The sequence below is a fragment of the Geomonas sp. genome (genome assembly GCF_056994735.1).
The window spans coordinates 1-19,457 of the sequence record NZ_JBXKJL010000085.1 but is presented as its reverse complement, the minus strand read 5'-3'; the positions used below and the strand labels follow the sequence as shown (position 1 = coordinate 19,457).

Annotated in this window: 17 protein-coding genes; 4 read left to right on the top strand and 13 right to left on the bottom strand. The window is 61.4% G+C overall.

Annotation, left to right across the window (positions count from 1 at the left end; translation table 11 throughout):
* From AC11W3_RS03975 to AC11W3_RS03915, 13 genes are all read right to left on the bottom strand, one after another.
* Positions 1-917: chemotaxis protein CheW (locus AC11W3_RS03975; RefSeq protein WP_484092534.1), on the bottom strand; the 917-nt coding region annotated here is incomplete at its 3' end.
* Positions 914-2,428, bottom strand: a complete 1,515-nt coding sequence (locus tag AC11W3_RS03970) for a CheR family methyltransferase (protein ID WP_484092533.1) — start codon at positions 2,426-2,428, stop codon at positions 914-916. The genes AC11W3_RS03975 and AC11W3_RS03970, both read right to left, overlap by 4 nt.
* Before the next feature lie 6 nt (positions 2,429-2,434).
* Positions 2,435-4,627 (bottom strand): response regulator, encoded by a 2,193-nt coding sequence (locus tag AC11W3_RS03965; RefSeq protein ID WP_484092532.1) that lies wholly within the window; start codon positions 4,625-4,627, stop codon positions 2,435-2,437.
* A gap of 289 nt (positions 4,628-4,916) precedes the next feature.
* Positions 4,917-6,431 (bottom strand): sigma-54-dependent transcriptional regulator, encoded by a 1,515-nt coding sequence (locus tag AC11W3_RS03960; protein ID WP_484092531.1) that lies wholly within the window; start codon positions 6,429-6,431, stop codon positions 4,917-4,919.
* Positions 6,428-8,113: a GAF domain-containing sensor histidine kinase gene (locus AC11W3_RS03955; RefSeq protein WP_484092530.1), complete on the bottom strand. Its 1,686-nt coding sequence runs from the start codon at positions 8,111-8,113 to the stop codon at positions 6,428-6,430. Before AC11W3_RS03955 ends, AC11W3_RS03960 begins: the two co-directional genes overlap by 4 nt.
* A 19-nt stretch (positions 8,114-8,132) precedes the next feature.
* Positions 8,133-9,281, bottom strand: coding sequence for an iron-containing alcohol dehydrogenase (locus tag AC11W3_RS03950; RefSeq protein WP_484092529.1), 1,149 nt, complete (start codon positions 9,279-9,281; stop codon positions 8,133-8,135).
* Positions 9,282-9,716: 435 nt separating this feature from the next.
* Positions 9,717-10,289, bottom strand: coding sequence for a thermonuclease family protein (locus AC11W3_RS03945; RefSeq protein WP_484092528.1), 573 nt, complete (start codon positions 10,287-10,289; stop codon positions 9,717-9,719).
* Between the two features lie 452 nt (positions 10,290-10,741).
* Positions 10,742-11,695 carry a cysteine synthase A gene (cysK, locus tag AC11W3_RS03940; protein ID WP_484090816.1) on the bottom strand — a complete coding sequence of 318 codons (954 nt, stop codon included), beginning with the start codon at positions 11,693-11,695 and terminating at the stop codon, positions 10,742-10,744.
* Positions 11,696-11,900: 205 nt separating this feature from the next.
* Entirely contained in the window at positions 11,901-12,971 is a 1,071-nt protein-coding gene (locus AC11W3_RS03935; RefSeq protein WP_484090817.1) for a sulfate/molybdate ABC transporter ATP-binding protein, read from the bottom strand.
* 5 nt (positions 12,972-12,976) lie between these two features.
* A complete protein-coding gene (cysW, locus tag AC11W3_RS03930) occupies positions 12,977-13,861 on the bottom strand; it encodes a sulfate ABC transporter permease subunit CysW (RefSeq protein WP_484090818.1) in 885 nt (294 codons plus the stop codon).
* Between the two features lie 87 nt (positions 13,862-13,948).
* The gene (cysT, locus tag AC11W3_RS03925; protein ID WP_484090819.1) at positions 13,949-14,779 is read right to left on the bottom strand and encodes a sulfate ABC transporter permease subunit CysT; all 831 of its coding nucleotides are present in this window, start codon (positions 14,777-14,779) and stop codon (positions 13,949-13,951) included.
* 201 nt (positions 14,780-14,980) lie between these two features.
* The gene (locus AC11W3_RS03920; protein WP_484090820.1) at positions 14,981-15,991 is read right to left on the bottom strand and encodes a sulfate ABC transporter substrate-binding protein; all 1,011 of its coding nucleotides are present in this window, start codon (positions 15,989-15,991) and stop codon (positions 14,981-14,983) included.
* A gap of 75 nt (positions 15,992-16,066) precedes the next feature.
* Positions 16,067-16,528: an RrF2 family transcriptional regulator gene (locus AC11W3_RS03915; protein WP_484090821.1), complete on the bottom strand. Its 462-nt coding sequence runs from the start codon at positions 16,526-16,528 to the stop codon at positions 16,067-16,069.
* A 379-nt stretch (positions 16,529-16,907) separates the two neighbouring features.
* Here AC11W3_RS03915 and AC11W3_RS03910 point away from each other — a divergent pair, with 379 nt between their 5' ends.
* From AC11W3_RS03910 to AC11W3_RS03895, 4 genes are all read left to right on the top strand, one after another.
* Positions 16,908-18,161, top strand: a complete 1,254-nt coding sequence (locus AC11W3_RS03910) for an O-acetylhomoserine aminocarboxypropyltransferase/cysteine synthase family protein (protein WP_484092527.1) — start codon at positions 16,908-16,910, stop codon at positions 18,159-18,161.
* 70 nt (positions 18,162-18,231) lie between these two features.
* The gene (gene thiS, locus AC11W3_RS03905; RefSeq protein WP_484092526.1) at positions 18,232-18,447 is read left to right on the top strand and encodes a sulfur carrier protein ThiS; all 216 of its coding nucleotides are present in this window, start codon (positions 18,232-18,234) and stop codon (positions 18,445-18,447) included.
* Positions 18,444-19,256 carry a HesA/MoeB/ThiF family protein gene (locus AC11W3_RS03900; protein WP_484092525.1) on the top strand — a complete coding sequence of 271 codons (813 nt, stop codon included), beginning with the start codon at positions 18,444-18,446 and terminating at the stop codon, positions 19,254-19,256. The genes thiS and AC11W3_RS03900 overlap by 4 nt, the downstream gene beginning before the upstream one ends.
* A 1-nt stretch (position 19,257) precedes the next feature.
* A partial coding sequence (locus AC11W3_RS03895; protein ID WP_484092524.1) for a M67 family metallopeptidase occupies positions 19,258-19,457 on the top strand: 200 nt, incomplete at its 3' end.

The window sequence follows — 19,457 nt, the reverse complement described above, 5'->3', positions numbered from 1 at the left end:
CTGATCTCGGTCAGCGTCGGCAGCGACGGCTGAAGCTCTCCGGCATCGATGGTGCCGACCCCGACGATGGCATCGGCCAGTATGCCGAACTCCATCTTGCCGCCTTCCAGGATGATGACCTTGTTGTGCTCCGACACCCCCTTCTCGGGGAGCTGGAAGAACGTGCGGATGTCGATCACGGAAAGGATCTTCCCGCGCAGGTTCACGATCCCCAGCACGAAGGGGGGGGTACACGGTAACGGCGTCAGCTCCTTCAGGGGATAGACCTCGCGGATGAAGCAGGACTCGATGGCGTACTCCTCGCCGGAAAGGGTGAATTCGACGATCTCGAGATGCCTGGCTCCATCCTCCGCCGCCTGCGCCCTGGCAAGCTTTTGTGCCCGCTCCCGGAGGATCTTCAGCCGTCCGGGGGCAACCTGCTCGCCGCCACTTTCCGTCGTCCGGGCGTTCCACCCGGCACTCCCGCCCTCCCGGCCCGCTATCCCGCCGGATCCTGCCTCACCACAAGAGGTCCCGATCTTCCCGAGGTTGCAGACCATGACCAGCCCTCCGGGGAGCTTCACCACCCCTTCCAGGAGTTCGGACTGCCAGAGGGTCTCCCGGTCCCACCCGACAGCTCCTTCATCATGTTCGATCACCCCGTCGACCGCGTCGGCCGCCAGGGCCAGCCGGCTCTTGCCGGTCTGCACGATGACCAGCACGTCCTGCGGCTCCACCGGGCGCGGCGGGTGACCGAAACACCGGCGCAGGTCGATCACCGGGAGGACCTCCCCCTGGACGTTGACCACGCCCAGCACTGCCGGCCCAGCTTTCGGGATCGCCGTCACCTCCACCATGCGCACCACCCGTACCACCTCAGAAAGGTGAAGCGCGTAACGCTGGTGGTCCAACTGCATGATGAGGAGGCGCCCGTTCATGCCCTTCGCCCCTCCCCCCGTTCGGCACAGACGGTCATCGAGACGATGATTTCCCTGAGCCTGCCGGCGGTCATCCCTTCAGAACCGGGGACGATGGTTTCCGTGTCCAGGTGGTCGAGGAGGGCCAGGGCGTTGCTAAAGTGCTTGCAGGCCCGGTCCGCGTTGCCGGTCCAAAGGGTCAGGTTACCGAGGGCGAAATGTGCCAGGACCTGCTTCGGGTCGAGGTAGAGGGCCCGCTGCAGGGAGAGCTGCGCCTGCTCCCCCTTCCCCTGTTCCTGCAGGATCTCGGCCCGCAGGTAGTGGAGGGCGGGGTCCAGTTTTCTCTCCTTCAAGGCCTCCTCGCAGACTGCCAGGGCGTCCGGCAGCTTCCCACGGTTGGCCTGGGACCTGATCAGCAGGGTCACCGCCTCGGCAGGGAGTTCGCCCCTGTCGTGAAGCTCCTGCAACATGGCCGCCGCCTGCGGATACAGACCCTGTCGGTAGAGCATGGCAGCGGCGGGATATGACGCCACAGCCTCCCCAGGCTCCCGCTCCCCGGGTGCCAGCGGAGGCCGCGCAGCCTGCCGGAAATGCGTGGCCGCTGCCTGCGTGGCCGCTCCGGGAGAGACCTCTGTCCCCCCCTCCTCGACGGCAGCAGCCGCTCGCGCCCTTGACTCCTCTTCGCCTCCTCTCTTGCGGTAACAGATCACTCCACCGATGCTCATCGCTTCCAGCAGGGCGAGATCTCGCGGCGCGCTCTCCGCCGGTCCCAGGATCAGCCACCCCCGCTCCGCCAGGCTCCTCTGCAGCTTGTCGATCACCGTGCGCGCCATGTCCGCACAGAAGTACATGAGCACGTTGCGGCAAAAGATCAGGTCCATGGCATTGGTGTTGGTGGGGAGGGAAGGATAGCTGTCCTCGGCCAGGTTGAGGTACTCGAAGGAAACCATCTGCCGGATGTGATCGACCACCCGGAGGCTTCCGTCGGCTTCGGCGTTGAAGTAATTGCTCTTGAACCAGGAAGGGGTTGCCCGGAAGGACCACGTGCCGTAGCTCCCTTGTATGCCCTTTCTGAGGGAGGCGGCATTGATATCGGTAGCCAGGATGGTGATCTTCCAATGCCGGATGTCAGGGAGGAGGCGGTGCAGCAGGATAGCCAGGGTGTAGGGCTCCTCACCGGTGGAGCAGCCGGCGCTCCAGATCCTGAGGCTCCGGTCCTTCCCTCTGCGCGCCCGCAAGACCGAGGGGAGGATCTCGCTCTCCAGGACCTCGAGGGTCCGGGGGTCCCGGAAGAAGTAGGTCTCGCCGACGGTGAGAAAGCCGGCCAGCTCCTCGATCTGGTGGCGGGTCAGGGGGGCGGACGTGAGCCAGCGGATGAAATCCTGAACGTCCCGGTGTCCAAGCTGGCGTGCCGCCGAGACCACGCCGGCCTCGAGATCTCTCCAGCGCTCCCTCGGGAAAAGGAGACCGATCTCCTTCGCCAGGAAGGCGCTCAGGTTGGACAGCGTGATGTCGGGTAGCTTGGCGGCCACTTCCCGTTACTCCTTGCCGGCCGACGGCCCCTTGTCCAGTTCCTCCCTGATGCGTCTCAGGAGATCCTGGGGATGGACCGGCTTCAGGATAAGCTTGGCCCCCTCATCCAGAAGGCCCGTGTTACTGATGACCTCGGCCGGGTAGCCGCTCAAGAAGAGAGCCTTCGCGTCCGGCCGGATCGTCCTGATCTCGTCATAGGCCTCCTTGCCGTTCTTCCGGGGCATGACGATATCGAAGAGGAGGAGCTGCACCTGGTCCCGGTTCTCCAGGAACTTCTGCACCGCCTCTTCCCCGTTTGCGGCCTGAATCACCTGGTAGCCGAAGTCCGTCAGCACGGTCCGGGAGAGTTCGCGGACCACGGCGTCGTCCTCGGCCAGGAGAATGGTTTCCGACCCGCCCAGCGGGTACTGCGCCGCCGGCTGCTCGAACCTGACCAACTGCTCCCCTTTGGCCAGCGGGATATAGATGCTGAAGGTGGTCCCCCTGCCCGGCTCGCTGTAGACGTTGATGAAGCCGTTGTGCTGCTTGACGATGCCGTAGACGATGGAGAGCCCGAGTCCGGTCCCCTTCCCCACCTCCTTGGTGGTGAAGAACGGCTCGAAGATCCTCTTCCTGACCTCCTCGTCCATCCCGACGCCGTTGTCGGAGACCGCCATCCGGGCGTAGGTACCGGGAATGCCGTTGCCGTAGAAGTCGATGTACTCCTGGTCGATCTCCACCCGCTCGGTGACGATCGAGAATACTCCTCCCTGCGGCATCGCGTCCCTGACGTTGGTGGCCAGGTTCAGCAGGATCTGCTCGATCTGTCCGCTGTCGGCGTAGACCATCAGCTCCTCCTGCTTGAAGATCATCTGCAGCTTGATGTCCTCGCCGATGATCCTGCCGAGGAACTTGTCGACCTTCCGGATGATGTCGTTGAGGCTGACCGCGCGCAGGTTCAGGACCTGCTTCCTGCTGAAGGTGAGGAGGCTCTGGGTGAGCCCGGCGGCACGGTCGGCGGCCGAGAGGACCTGGTCGATATTGGGACGCAACGGGTCGTCTTCCCGCATCTTCAGCAGCGTCATGCTGGCGAAGCCGACGATGGCGGTGAGGATGTTGTTGAAGTCGTGGGCGATCCCCCCGGCGAACTGGCCGATGGCCTCCATCTTCTGGGCCTGGCGCAGCTGCTCTTCCAGGGCCTTCTGCGCCGAGACGTCCTGGTGGACAACGATGGTCCTGACGGCATTCCCGTCGGCGTCCCTGACCACCAGGCCGTTCGTCCTGACGTGCTTCACCGTGCCGTCCGGCTGGACCACGCGGTGCTCGAAGGCATATTCATTCTCCTTCTTGAGCGCGGCATCAACGAGGGCCATCACCCTTTCCCTGTCGTCAGGGTGAACCAGTTTTTCCCACTCCTCGACGGTCACTTCCTGGCCGTTGGGGAGGCCGTAGATGTCGTACATGCGCTCATCCCAGATCAGGCGATGACCGGGAAGGGCCCAGTCCCAGATGGCCAGGTGCGCCGAGGCGGTGGCGAGCTGCAGCCGCTGGGTCACTTCGCTCAGCGTCGCTTCGGCGCGCTTCCTCTCCTCTACCTCCTGCAGCAGTGAAGCGGTGCGGGCCTCGACCCGCTCTTCGAGCTGCTCATTGAGCTCGCTGAGCGAGCTCTGGATGTTGAGAAGCTCGCTGTTTTTCTGGACCGCGGTCTCGTAGGTGGAAAGGAGGAGGGAGAGGATCTGCTTGCGATCGGCTTTGATGTGGTATTGGTCCCCGGCGAAGAAGACCACCGTTCCGCCGTCATCGTCGTCGTTTTGGGGCCGGTGACGGCTGAGGAGAATCTGCCTGATGCGCATCAGCAGGTACTTTTCGTCGTAGGGCTTGGTGAGGAAGTTGTCGGCCCGGCACTCCAGCCCCCTGATCACGTCCTTGGGATCGTTGAGGGAGGTCAGCAGGATGACGGGGATGGACTGCAGGCGGCGGTCGTTCTTGATGGCACGGCAGAGCTCGAACCCGGTCATCTCCGGCATCACGATATCGCTGACCACCAGGTCCGGCATCAGATCTCCGGCCTTCGACAAACCCTCCCGCCCGTTTCTGGCCACCGTCACCGAATAGCCTTCATCGAGGAGGAGGCGTTCCAACAACTCCGCCTGGGTCTGGCTGTCTTCCACGATCAGAATGTTGCCGGGAGGATTATCCCTCGCCCGCGGGCTGTTCATGATAATCGTCCTTATCCATAGGCTGGGCCTGCGCCGCAGCCCTTCTCTTCAGAACGGGACCGAATCTGCCTCATTATATCATGGCGGGGAGAAGCAATGGGATCGGTGAAAAAGGGGGCGGATCGCAGGCCAAATCCCCCCTGTCCCCCCTTTGACAAGGGGGGGACGCCTGGGCAACCGTCCTCGCGCGTGAGACGGCAGGGGGCGCCGGGGGGGGAACTGAACGAGGCAGGAGGTGTCGACAGCTGCGGGTGGTTGCGAGGTATCGAGGCTCCGAGAACTGCGGGTGCTACTGCAGCTCGAACTCCTTCATCTTGCGGTAAAGCGTGTTGCGGGCGATGCCGAGTGTCCTGGCGGCTTCGGTGATGTTGCCGTCGTGCTGGGCCAGGGCCTCCCGGATGGTCTCCGACTCGGCGTCCTTCAGGGCATGGAGCGGCGGTGCAATCCCCTTCCTGCGCATGGCACCCACCACGCCACACTGCGCCTCGCGCAGCGCCTCGAGCAAGCGGGCCAGTTCCTGATCCGCCATCTCGTCCAGCCTCTCGCTCTTACCGAGCTCGGTCAGCAACTCGGCGGGGGAGTGTTTATGGTCCTGGCTGCCCCCCGTTCCCCGCCTGTCGCGCGCTGACGGACCGGCCAGAAAGGTGCCGCCCAAGTGTTCCGGCATGATGGTGTCGCCGTTGCAGATCACCACCGCCCGCCGCATGACGTTGGCCAGCTCCCGGATGTTTCCGGGCCAGGCGTACTCCTGCATCAGCCGCAGGGTGGCGGGAGAGAGCCGCAGGTTCTTGTTCAGCTGCCGGACGAAGTGCTCGGCCAGTAGCGGGATGTCCTCGTTGCGCTCCCTGAGGGGCGGGATCTCCAGCCGCACCACGTTGAGGCGGTAGTAGAGGTCCTCCCGGAAGGTCTTCTCCCTGATCGCCTCCTCCAGATCGACGTTGGTCGCCGCAAGCACCCTGACGTCGGTCCTGATCGGCCGCTCCCCCCCTACCCTCATGAACTCGCCGGTCTCCAGCACCCGCAACAGCTTCACCTGGATCTGCGGGGTGGCGTCCCCTATCTCGTCCAAGAGCAGGGTGCCGTGGTTCGCCAACTCGAAGATGCCGCGGCGGGTCTGGTTGGCGCCGGTGAAGGCGCCGCGCTCGTGGCCGAAGAGCTCGCTCTCCAGGAGGTTCTCCGGCAGAGCCCCGCAGTTGACCGGGATGAAGGGCTGGCCGGAGCGCGCGGAGGCCGCGTGGATGAAACGCGAGAGGACCTCCTTGCCGGTCCCGGTCTTCCCCTGGATCAGCACGCTGATGTCCTTGCCCGCCACCTTGTACGCCAGGGAAACCATCCGCTTCATGTTTCCCGAGACGCCGACCCGGAAGCCGACCCCCTGTGCCACCTCGGCCCAATCCTCTGCCGAACCGTCACCCTTGAGGTTCTTGGCGCCGGAGCCGGCAGCCCTCTCCACCAGACTCTCTATCTCGTCGATGTTGTCGAAGGGCTTTTCCAGGTACTCGTAGGCCCCGAGCTGCATGGCCGTGACCGCCGTCTTCACGGTGGAATACCCGGTCATGATCACGACCTCGCAGCAGGGCTGCCGCGACTTGATCAGCTCCAGCAGGGTGATGCCGTCCGTGTCCGGAAGCTTCAGGTCCACCAGCGCGACGTTGAAGTTGCCGCCGGAGAGCGCCGCCAGGGCCTCCGGCTTGTTGGCAGCGGTGATGACCGTGTACCCTTTGCGGCTCAGTAGGCGCTTGAAAAAGGTACAGACGTCGGCTTCGTCGTCGATGACCAGCACCCGAACTTTGGAATCTGTCACAGTACTTCTCCTGAATCGTGCTCTGCAGCAGACTCTGTTATCGGGAGGAGGAGTTTGAAGCAGCTCCCCTCCCCCAGCCTGCTGTCCACTTCAATGCGCCCGTTGTGTGACTCGGCAATCCCCAGGCTGACCGAGAGGCCGAGGCCCGTCCCTTTGCTCGCTTCCTTGCTGGTGTAGAAGGGGGTGAATATCTTGGACAGGTTCTCCGGCGAGATTCCGCTCCCGTTGTCAAGGACGCTCAGCACCGCCCAGCGTTTTGTCTCCTCCACGAGCACCGCGGTGGAGACCTTGATCACCTTCTCCCCGCGCTCCACCTCGGCCAGCGCGTCCCGGGCGTTGATCAGGAAGTTGGTCAGCACCTGCTGGATCTGGGGACCGTTCGCGTTCAGGCGCGGCAGGCCGGCGTCGAAGTCCTCCACGATGGCGATCTGGTTGCGGTTGATCTGGTACTGGATCATGCCCAGAACCCGCCTGGCCTCGGCGTTCAGGTCGATGGCGGCCTGCGGGGCCTGGTCCTGCCGCGAGAAGGTCAGCAGGTTCTGGATGATCCTCTTGCAGCGCAGCCCGCAGTTGATGATATCCCCCAAGGCCGCCGCCCCGTCCTGGTCGTCCTGCTGCTGGAGATCCCTGGCCAGCATCTGGGCGGTCCCGATGATGACGGTCATCGGGCTGTTCAGCTCGTGCGCCACCCCGGCCGCCATGACCCCCAGGGCCACCATCTTGGCGGAGTGCACCAGCTGCGCTTCCATCTTGAGCTTGTTGGTGACGTCCTTCATGATGATGGTCACCGCCGCGAGCTGCTTCTCCTCGTTGAAGACCGGATAGTAGGAAAGGTCGAAAGTGCCGTTTTCGGTGCGCCACTGCTGGAAGGCTGGGTTGCCGGTATTTTTGATCTCTTCGAGGGGGCAGTTCGGACAGGGCTCCTGCAGCCCCTGCAACTTGGCGAAGCACTTGTTGCTGGTGGCCCTGCTCCAGAGTGCGCTCATCTCCGGGGAGAGCCGGTCGTTATGGAGGAGCACGTTGTAGTCGGTATCGATCAGCAGGATCGGGTCGGTCACCGCCCTGAAGGTCGCCTCCCATTCCTTCTTGGCGCGCGAGACCTGCTTGTAGAGCGCGGCGTTGTGCATGCTGATGGCGAGCTGATCCGCCAGGTGCTGGACGAAGTTGAGCTCGGCGCGGGCATAGGAGGCCTCGAGCTTGCTCCCGAGGAGGAGGAGTCCGGTCACGTTGGAGCGCTCGAAAAGAGGTGCGACTGCCAGGGAGCGGAGGGTGGGGAGGTCTGTTTCTCCCGAGCGGGTGAAGCAGAGGGGATCGTCGGTGGGACAATAGCTGGTCGCGATCTCCTGCTGCAGGATCTTCCACAGCAGCGAGTCCTTCGGGACGCATCCCGCCGGGAAGTAGCCCTTGGGCGCCATGGCGAAGAGCTTGAGCTTCCCCTTTTGCAGCTTGGCCAGCCCGAGGAAATCGCAGGGGAGCGCCTCCGGGAGCTTCTTGAAGGCACGCTCGATGATGTCGCCGATGGACATGTCGATGTTGATGTCGCGGGTGAGCTGCTGCAGGATCTCCAGGCGGCTGTTCTGGATCAGCACCTCCTGGCTGCGCTTCTTGAGCTCCACGTAGTAGTTGAGCTTGGAGGAATCGACCCCTGTCAGCTGCTCCAGCAGCTTGCCCCTGTTCTTCACGATGACTTCCTGCTGCGGGCTACATGGCATTGCGGAAAATGGCCTCGATATCCTCGCGGGTGGCCCTGCGCGGGTTGGTGACCAGGCAGGCGTCCTTGGTGGCGTTCTCGCTCAAGAGGGGGATGAATTCCTCCCCCAGCCCACGCTGCCCCAGCCCCTTGGCCAGCCCGATGTCCACGATCAGGCGGTTGACGGCATCGATGGAGCGGGCGGCGGCGTCCATCAGCTCGAGACCGGCGACATCCTCTCCCATGGCTATGGCGATGTCCCTGAACCTCTCGGGGCAGACCTCCAGGTTGAAGCGCATCACGTGCGGGAGAATCGAGGCGTTGGTCTCGCCGTGGTGCTGGTCGAGCAGGCCGTCGACCTGGTGGGTCATGGCGTGGGCGGCTCCGAGGATGGCGTTGGAGAAGGCGAGTCCGGCGGTCAGGCTGGCCATGGCCATGTTGGTGTTGGCCTCCATGTCGCTGCGGTCGCGTACCGCGGTGCGGATGTTCTGCGAGATGAGCGAGATGGCCTTGAGGGAGTGGATTTCGGTAAGGGGTGTCGCGGCCAGGGAAACGTAGGACTCGATGCCGTGGGTCAGCGCGTCGATGCCGGTGGCCGCGGCGAGCGTGGCGTTCTTGGTCTTGAGGAGTTCGGGGTCGACGATGGCGATATCGGGGATCAGCGAGCGGGAGATGATGGACATCTTCAGCATTCTGACGGTGTCGACGATGATGGCGAACTGGCTGACCTCGGAGCCGGCGCCGGCAGTGGTCGGGACAATCACCATGGGCGGCAGCGGGGTGACGATCTTGTTGATCCCTTCGTAGTCCCGCAGTCTTCCCCCGTTGGAGGCCAGGATGGCGATCGCCTTGGCCACGTCGGTGGGGCTCCCCCCCCCGACAGAAACGATGCCGTCACAGCCAGACGCCAGGTATTTCGCCGTTCCTTCCGAGACCTCCCGGTCCTTGGGATTGGTGGTGAGGCTGGAGAAGATCACCGTATCGAGGCCGGCGGCCTTGAGATAGTCGACGGCGAGGTCGACCCACCCCGAGGAGATGACGTCACGGTCGCTGACCAGAAAGACCCTGGAGACGCCGAGACGGAGCACGCTTTCTCCGATCTGGCTGAGGGAACCACGGCCGAAGATGATTTCCGGGGCGACGAACTTGCTGATATCCATGACAGCTCCTGACGGGTATGTGGAGAACCAATGGCTAGTGTTGCCGGTAACCTATGGCAAGATCGGTACCAAAAGGGGGCCCCGGCGGCATGTCTCATTAAGGCAAAAACGATCACCGTATACGTAATGCTTTGAATACACTGAAATGAGACGATTTTTTAGGTGCTGGCAAAAATGAAGCGGTGTTAGGGGTGGGATGGGGAAAACCGCCTGCCACTTGTGTTACATTTTGCAACAAACGCTCCATTGTGGAGCGCGAGGGTTGTTACATATTGGGACACGCCGGGAGGAAAAGGTGGTGGCAGGACGGGGTCTGTCATGCTAAGGTGTCGAATTCCTTCGGATGGTGTTGGGGCTCCCCGCCATTGCTCGAAGGGGATCAAATGCCGCTGTGTGTGGTATCGGCATGTGCGTTGGGAGGTTAGCAGGTTGCCGTCAATCTGACCGGCCACCGATCCTGGTCTTTACCTTGAGCTCCGGCCTGAACTCCCAGGGGGGCTGGGGATTGTCCTGAAACCACAGGCCGTTTTTCCTGACTCGCGCCACCCTTTCGGCACCGGCGTAGTGGGCATAATCCGTCCGGTTCATGAACCTTTTGTAGGCCCAGGCCCATCCTTCGGCCAACATCTCCATGTTGATGTTGCGGCCCTCGAGATAGACGACGGCGACAGCTACTTGCTGCGGGTCCTGCTTTGCGAGGAGCGTCCTGCGGATCTCCACCCTGACCTGCTGGTGCAGTACCTTGGTGGATAGCGCCCTGAATGCCTCCTCTCCGTAAGGTTGCCCCTGCTTGTACCAGCCGGTCAGCTTGTCTATCTTCGCGGTTTGAGGCGCTGCCACTCCGTAGAGCCTGACGTGTATTTCGGTGCCGAAGGAATTGACCGTTATGCTGTCGCCCTCGGAGACGCCGACGACCAGGCCCTCGAGGGTGTGCACGGGGACCCCGGCTTGGGCGGCGAATGCCAGAGTGGGGCATACCAGGCAAAGACACGACAGCAGAGCTAGCAAGTAGCGTCCGGATTTCAATGTCACCTCATCGAGATGGAAATGTAAATAGAACCGCCGCGTATGTTATCAAAATCAAAGCGGCAATGCAATTCCTCTCTCGTCGACGCCCCTCTCCCGCCCTCCAGCCAGTCCCGACCTCCTTCTTCGCTTTGGTTCAACGCTCAAACAAGCTTTTGTCGAAGTCGGGAAAAGAAGTTTCCCCCTGAAGATTAAAATCAAGCCAACTTCGGCGCGCCGAATTTCGGTGTAAGCCACTGTCATTACTGACTTAATGTTCAAAAATAACAGCGTTTTCTAATCTAATTTCACATGAAGATTCCGGTTACGGCTTGCCAATTTCAAAGGGGCGACCGTTGAGGTCGCCCCTTTTTGATATACCCACCGATGCTTATACAGGGAAAGCCCCGGAAATTACCCGGGGCTTTCTTTCGTTCAACTTGAACGGGAAGGTATTAGGCTTCTTCGAAGAGCGCGGTGGAGAGATAGCGCTCGGCGAGGTCGGGGAGGATGACGACGATGTTCTTGCCGGCGAACTCCGGAAGGTTGGCCAGCCGGACGGCGGCAGCGACGGCTGCGCCGGAGGAAATCCCTACCAGGAGCCCCTCTTCCTTGGTGAGACGACGGGCAAATTCCAGCGCCTCGTTGCTGTCCACCTGCTCGACTCGGTCCACGATGGAGAGGTCGAGGGTCTCGGGGATGAAGCCTGCGCCGATTCCCTGGATCTTGTGGGGGCCGGGTTTCAGTTCCTGTCCCGCCAGTTTCTGGGAGATGACCGGGCTCTCCTTCGGCTCCACGGCCACCGAGATGATCTGCTTCCCCTTGGCGTTCTTGATGTAGCGGGAGATGCCGGTGATGGTGCCGCCGGTGCCGACGCCGGCTACCACCACGTCAACCGCGCCGTCGGTATCGTCCCAGATTTCCGGGCCGGTCGTTCTTTCATGAATCGCGGGGTTGGCGGCATTCTTGAACTGCTGCGGCAGGAAGTATTTGTTGGGATCCGAGGCGGCCATCTCCTCGGCCTTGGAGACCGCGCCCTTCATCCCGGCTGAACCCGGTGTCAGGATGAGGTTCGCCCCCAGTGCCGCCAGCACGCGGCGACGCTCGATGCTCATGGTCTCCGGCATGGTCAGGGTCAGCTTGTAACCGCGCGCCGCCGCCACGTAAGCCAGGGCGATCCCGGTGTTGCCGCTGGTCGGCTCGACGATTTCCATCCCCGGCTTCAACACGCCGCGCTCCTCCGCATCCCAGATCATGTTGGCGCCGATCCGGTCCTTGATGGAGTAGGCGGCGTTACGTCCCTCGACCTTGGCGAGCACAGTAGCCTTTGCCCCCTTGGTGACGTGGTTAAGACGGACAAGCGGAGTGTTGCCGATGGACTGGGAATTGTCTAAATAGATGCGGGACATAGCGATTACTCCTTTCACTGTTACGTGGTGACCTTATGGTTTCCGTTGAGAGAGGATCTCAAGTCGTTGCAATAATTGTGGTGGAGCGAAAACCTCATCTGGTCTATCGGCTTTGGCTCACGATATCTTTTATATTTATCCTCTAAACCTGTCAACTTATTTTTTATCAATTCTTGACCAATAAACTGTGCAATAAGCCGTAAAGCTAGATCTGGTAGTCCTCGGTGAAGAAATGCATCTTGCGGGGACGGGCGAAGACCCTCTCCCCGACCCTCAGTTTAAGCCGATCCGCCACATCCCTCGGGAGATCCACCTCGATCGATTCGGAGCTTCCGGAGAGGGTGAGGTCGACCCTGACCAGGGGTCCCACGGACAGGATGTACTGCACCTCGGCGGCGATGGCCCCCGACACTCCGGGAGCACGTTCAATCTCGATGTCGTGGGAACGGACGTAACCGATGGCCGGGACATTGGTGGTGGCGGCATGCTCGGGAGCGGAAACCTCGATCCCTTCCATCTGGGCCACCCCCTCGTGCACCCGCCCCTTGAAGAGATTGACGTTGCCGAGGAAATCGAAGACGAAGGGGGTGGCCGGCCGGTCGTATACCTCCGAGGGAGTCCCCTGCTGCTCTATCTTGCCGTCGTTCATGACCACGATCCGGTCCGCGACCTCGAGAGCCTCCTCCTGGTCGTGGGTGACGAAGACGCTGGTCACGTGGATCTCGTCGTGCAGGCGCCTGAGCCAGCGGCGCAGTTCGAGGCGCACCTTGGCGTCCAGGGCGCCAAAAGGCTCGTCGAGGAGGAGCACCTGGGGCTCGACCGCCAGCGCGCGAGCCAGCGCCACCCTCTGCCTCTGCCCCCCCGAGAGCTGGGCCGGGTAACGATCCGCGAGCTGCTCCAGCTGGATCAGCTTCAGCAGGGTGTTGACCTTGTCGCGGATCGCCTCTTTGCTGGGACGGGACTTCCTCGGTTTCACCGTCAGCCCGAAGGCGATGTTGTCGAACACCGTCATGTGCCGGAACAGGGCGTAGTGCTGGAAGACGAAGCCGACGTGGCGATCCCTGACATGGCGCTGGGTCGCTTCCTCTCCGTTGAAGAGGAGCCTGCCGCCGTCTGGTGTCTCGAGGCCGGCAATGATGCGCAGCAGCGTGGTCTTCCCGGAGCCCGAGGGGCCGAGCAGGGCGACCAGTTCCCCGGAGGGGACTTTAAGGTCGACATTGCTCAAGGCGGCGAAGGCGCCGAAATTCTTGCTTACGTTTTCAATATCAATGCTCATTTCGACTACCTTTCGATTTCCGTGACCGAGAGATTCTGATGGATCTTCCACTCGGCCACCGTCTTGATGGCGAGGGTTACCAGTGCCAGCAAGGCCAGGAGTGAGGCGACGGCAAAGGCCGCCGCGTAGTTGTATTCGTTGTAGAGGATCTCGACCTGGAGCGGGATGGTGTTGGTAGAGCCGCGCACATGGCCGGAAACGACGGAGACGGCGCCGAACTCGCCCATCGCCCTGGCGTTACAGAGGATGACCCCGTAGAGGACGCCCCATTTGATGTTGGGGAAGGTCACCCTCAAGAAGGTCTGCAGCCCGCTGGCCCCCAGCGTCAGTGCAGCCTCCTCCTCGTCGCGCCCCTGCGACTCCATGAGCGGGATCAGCTCACGCGCCACGAAGGGAAAGGTGACGAAGATGGTGGCGAGGATGATCCCGGGGATGGCGAAGATGATCTTGATGTCGTGGGCCTGCAGCCACGGTCCGAGCCATCCCTGGAGGCCGAAGATGAGGACGTAAATGAGACCCGAGACGACCGGGGAGACGGAGAACGGCAGGTCGATCAGCGTAATCAGCAGGCTCTTCCCGGGGAAGGAGAACTTGGCGATGGCCCAGGCGGCGACGATCCCGAAGAAGAGGTTCAGGGGTACGCAGCAGGCGGCGGTGACGACGGTGAGCCAGATGGCGGAGAGGGTGTCAGGCTCCTTCAGGGCGGCGAGGTAAGCATCCCACCCCTTGTCGAGGGCCTGCACGAAGACGGCGGCCAGCGGCAGCAGCAGGAAGAGCGCCAGGAAGGCCAGCGCAATGCCGATCAGCAAGAAGCGAATGGAAGCAGGCTCCGAGACAGGCGACGCTCCGGTTTTGTTATTTGATTTCTTGAACCCCTTCGACACTTGCACGCTATCCCCTCACTCTTTCCTTTAAATCCATTTCACCGGCCCGGCTGCGACCGACGCCTTCACCCTTCACCCTTCACGCCTTTGAGCCTACCCCGAGAACCGTCTGCTCCACTTCTGCAGCAGGTTGATGGAGAGGAGCAGCAGAAACGAAACCATCAGCATGACAGTAGCTATCGCGGTCGCACCGGCATAATCGTACTGCTCCAGCTTGGTGATGATAAGCAGCGGGGTGATCTCCGACACCATCGGCATGTTACCCGCGATGAAGATGATCGAGCCGTATTCGCCGACGGCGCGGGCGAAGGATAAGGCAAAACCGGTCAGTATCGCAGGAAGCATGATGGGAAAGATGACCCGGCAAAAGGTCTGCAGGCGGTTCGCGCCAAGGCAGGAGGCGGCCTCTTCGATCTCGTGGTCCAGTTCCTCAAGCACCGGCTGGACCGTCCGGACCACGAAAGGGAGCCCGATGAAGATCATGGCTACCATGATGCCTAAAGGGGTGAAGGCAACCTTGATGCCGCGCGGCTCGAGGTAGCTTCCCAGCCAGCCGTTCGACGAGTAGACGCTGGCAAGGGTGATGCCGGCGACAGCGGTGGGGAGTGCAAAGGGAAGGTCGACCAGCGCGTCGATCAGCTTCTTTCCGGGGAAGCGATAACGCACCAGCACCCAGGCCACCAGGACCCCGAAGACCCCGTTGACCGCCGCGGCCAGGAGGGCCGATCCGAAAGTGACCCGGTAGGAAGCAACCACGCGCGGCGAGGTGACCGCGGCCGTGAAGTCGCCCCAACTGAGGGAAGCCGTTTTGAAGAAGAGCGCGGAGAGCGGTATCAGCACGATAACGCTGAGATAGAAGATTGTGTACCCGAGCGAGGGGCCGAAACCGGGAAGAACGCTGTGTTTGCTGCCAGCTGATGCCATGCTGAAACTCCTCTTTTCAATCACCTGCATCCCCGCCGCTAATTTCGTGACCGCAAGGGCACGGGGAACAATAGCATAAACAGTCTGGGCCTCTGAAACCCGGTAGGAGGGGCGCCCCCGCCTCGAAGAGCGTTGCCTTACCGCGCCGAGGCAGCTACCTCGGCGACACTCTCCCTACCCCCCATCGAGAGGAGCAATTGCTTACCTTGCCCCGGCGTAGATCTGGTCGAAAACGCCGCCGTCCGAGAAGTGGGTCTTCTGGGCCTTGGCCCAGCCGCCGAAGGTGTCGTCAATGGTAACCAGTTTCAGTTGCGGGAAGAGTCTGGCATACTTTGCCGCGACGTTCTTATCATGCGGCCGGTAGTAATGCCGGGCAGCGATCTCCTGCCCCTCTGGCGAATAGAGGTATTTCAGGTACTCCTCCGCCACCTTGCGGGTTCCCTTCCTGTCGACCACCTTGTCAACCACCGAGACCGGGGGTTCTGCGAGGATGCTTAGGGAAGGGATGACTATTTCAAACTTGTTCCTACCGAGCTCATTCACCGCCAGGAAGGCCTCGTTCTCCCAAGCTATCAGCACGTCTCCCTGCCCCCGCTGCACAAAGGTGGTGGTCGCTCCGCGGGCTCCGGAGTCGAGCACCGGCACATTCCGGAAAAGCCTGGTCACGAACTCCTTGGCCTTGGCGTCACTCCCGCCCTTCTGCTTCAGGGCATAGGCCCATGCGGCCAGGTAGTTCCAGCGGGCTCCGCCTGAGGTCTTGGGGTTGGGGGTGATGACCTTGACACCTGGCCTGACCAGATCGTTCCAGTCCCGGATCTTCTTGGGGTTCCCTTTGCGAACCAGGAAAACGATGGTGGAGGTGTAGGGAGCGCTATTGGCCGGCAGCCTCTTTTGCCACTGCTGCGGGACAAGCTTCGCCTTGTTGTAGATCTCGTCTATGTCGTAGGCCAGCGCCAGCGTTACCACATCGGCTGTGAGCCCGTCGATAACCGCCCTCGCCTGCTTCCCGGAACCGCCGTGCGACTGCTTGACCACCACGTCCTGCCCGGTTCTTTGCTTCCACTGCCGTGCAAAGGCCCTGTTGTACTCCTGATAGAATTCGCGGGTGGGGTCGTAGGAGACGTTCAGCAGCTCGACCTTGGCAAATGCCGCAACAGACGACAACACGACCAGCGCAGAAACAAAAACCGCTACCAACAATTTCTTGCTCATATCGCCCCTCCTGTTGTGAAAATCTATCGAACAAGTAGTTTAATGAGAGATAAAAAAACGCTTAAGTCAGCGCTTTTAAATGCAGAAATTCAGCACGCCCTTCTGGGTCTCTTCGGCGTGATCGATCCTTTCCAGAGCATCAGCCAGGGAGGTGCCATCGAGAATCTCGGCGATGGCGTCACGGACGTCCTTCATAACCAGCCTTATCCCGCAGGTAGCCTCATTGTCGCACTCGCCGCAGGTGGCGTAAGAGGTCTCGCTGACACAGGGAACCGGGGCGAGTGGGCCTTCCATGACCCTGATGGCCTGGCCAAAGGTGATGTTCTTCGGATGCCGACCCAGGTAATAGCCCCCCCCCTTCCCTTTTTTGCTGTGAAGTATACCGCTGTTTTTCAGCGCCAGAAGGATGGCTTCCAGAAACTTCTTGGGGATTCTTTCGTCCCTGGCGAGATCGGCGATGAGGATCGGACCTTTGTCGTATTCCCGAGCCAGGTAGATGAGGGCCTTCAGGCCGTATTTAGTTTTCTTCGAGATCATGGATTACTCCATCAATTAAGTAGGTTGACCTTTTACCATTGCCCTGTAGGGTTGTCAACAATATTTTCGCGTCGCCGGCAGAGCGATCCGGTACCGCCGTGTAACTAGCTGCAGCAATCGGACTTTATGCCCCACTACCGTGCGCTGTGAAATCAAGACTTCGCACCTGAAAATAGCCGACCAAACCATTGCGTAACGCCATCCATAATTTTACACCAACCAAGTGCGACATTGTGCTTTTATTTCTTGACAAACAAGCTTTATAAAACTAATCTCTGCGAACTTCTAATCATGACAGAAGAGCTGCACTTTGCAGAGATCTTTCCTCACGGCAGGGAAAAACCGGCCGACCGATCACCGGGCCGGTTTCGGAGGGGTTGTGGCAGAAAACACCAGACGTTTAAGATTCGACACCAAGCTCATTCATGGGGCAACGACAGCCGGGCCGTCCGGTGCCACCAAGACCCCGATCGTTCAGGCATCGGCTTTCGCCTACGGTACGGCTGAAGAACTGGAAGACATTTTCAGAGGCCGGGCCATGGGCCAGGTCTACACCAGGATCGGGAACCCCACCCTGGAAGCCCTCGAGAAGAGGCTGGCTGCGGTCGAGGATGGCATAGCGGCCATCGTCACCTCTTCGGGCATGGCTGCCATCACCACCTCGGTAATGGCGATAGTCAGAAGCGGCGACGAGATCCTCTCCTCGTCGTCGGTCTTCGGCGGCACCTACTCGCTCTTCAAGGACACCATGTCCAACTATGGAATCGGTGCACGCTTCGTCGACCCCACCGACCTCGCCGCCATGGAAGCGGGAATAAGCGATGCGACGAGGCTCATCTTCGTGGAGACCATCGGTAATCCCAGGATGGATATTCCCGATATCGCCGCTCTTTCCGCCATAGCTAAAAAACACGGCATTCCCCTGATGGTCGATGCCACAGTCTCGACTCCCTACCTGGCGAGAGTGAGGGAATTGGGTGCGGACATCATCGTCCACTCCACCAGCAAGTTCATCAACGGCACCGCCAACTCCATCGGGGGCGCCATCATCGATTCCGGCACCTTCAACTGGAATAGCGAGAAGTTCCCCCACTTCGAGCAGTTTTACAAGAAGTACCGGAGCTTCGCCTTCACCGCCCGGACCAGGAAGCTGATCCACAAGGACTTCGGCGCCTGCGCGGCCCCCCTCAACGCCTTCCTCCATGGCGAGGGCCTGGAGACCCTTTCCTTGAGGATGGAGCGGCACTGCTCAAATGCGAAGGCGCTGGCCCATTTCCTCAACGACCATCCCAAGGTAAGCTGGGTGAACTATCCGGGACTCCAGGACTCGCCCTTCCACGAGGTCGCCAATCGCCAGTTCAACGGCCGCTTCGGCGGTCTCCTTACCTTCGGGCTCGCCAGCAGGGAGAGCGCCTTCAAGGCCATCAACGGGCTGAGCCTCGCCAAGAACCTGGCCAATATCGGCGACACCAAAACCCTGGTCATCCACCCGGCCAGCACCATCTGTGCGGACTACACGCCGGAGGTCAAGGCTCTCATGGGAGTGACCGAGGAACTGGTGAGGGTGTCGGTCGGGATCGAAGACATCGAAGACATCGTGGAAGATTTCGCCGCCTCCCTGGAGGCCCTCTAGCTCCGGCTACTCATTAACCATTGAGCTGTTATTTCTCTACTATTTATGATACTAACGCGGGAGTGAAAGAATGAACCTTACAGTGAACGGCAAAGCTGCCACCATCGACCAGGACAACCCCATCTCGATCGTCGACCTGCTGGAAAGCCTCCAGGTTGCCCAGCGTGAATATGTAACCGTCGAGTTGAACGGCGACATTCTCGACCGCGGCGACTTCGAGGGCGCCTTCGTCAAGGACGGCGATGCGGTCGAATTCCTTTACTTCATGGGCGGAGGGGCAAAGTGAAGCTCACCGAAGAACAGATCAACCGCTACTCGCGTCACATCCTTCTCAAGGAAGTGGGCGGGAAGGGGCAGAAGAAACTGCTGAACGGCAAGGTGCTCATTATCGGCGCCGGCGGGCTGGGCTCCCCGATTGCCCTCTACCTCGCCGCGGCGGGCGTAGGGACCATCGGCATAGCGGACGCCGACGACGTGGACATCTCCAACCTGCAGCGCCAGGTGATCCATTTCACCGGCGACGTCGGCAAGTCCAAGGTCCTCTCCGCCAAGGAGAAGATGCAGGCCATCAACCCGGACGTCAACGTCATCACCTACGAGACCTGGGTTTCGGCAGAGAACATTGCCGAGATGGTGGCTGATTACGACTTCGTCATCGACGGGACCGACAACTTCGCCGCCAAGTTCCTCATCAACGACGCCTGCGTCCTGGCCGGAAAGCCGTACTCCCACGGCGGGATCCTTCAGTTCGACGGGCAGACCATGACCATCAAACCGGGCGAGTCTGCCTGCTACCGTTGCATCTTCCCGGAGCCGCCCCCCAAGGAAGCTATCCCGACCTGCTCGCAAGCTGGAGTGATCGGCGTCCTCCCCGGTGTGCTCGGAACGCTGCAGGCGACCGAGGCCATCAAGTTCCTCCTTGGCGCCGGGGACCTGCTGACCGGCCGCCTGCTCACCTACAGCGCGCTCAGGATGCGCTTCAGGGAGATAGGGATCAGGAAGAACCCGAAATGCCCCATCTGCGGCGAGAACCCGACCGTCACCACCTTGCGCGACGAGGTTGACGCCATGACCGTCTGCGACCTGGGGCACTGACATGGTGCAGATACCGGAGAAGATTCAGGAAGCGATCATTGCCCATGCCCGGAGCGGCTTCCCCCTGGAGGTCTGCGGCATCCTCGGAGGAAAGGGAGGTGTCGTCACCAGCCACTTCCCGATGACCAACACCGATGCGAGCAACGAGCATTTCATGATGGATCCGAAGGAACAGTTCGCGGTGGTGAAGGCCCTGCGGGC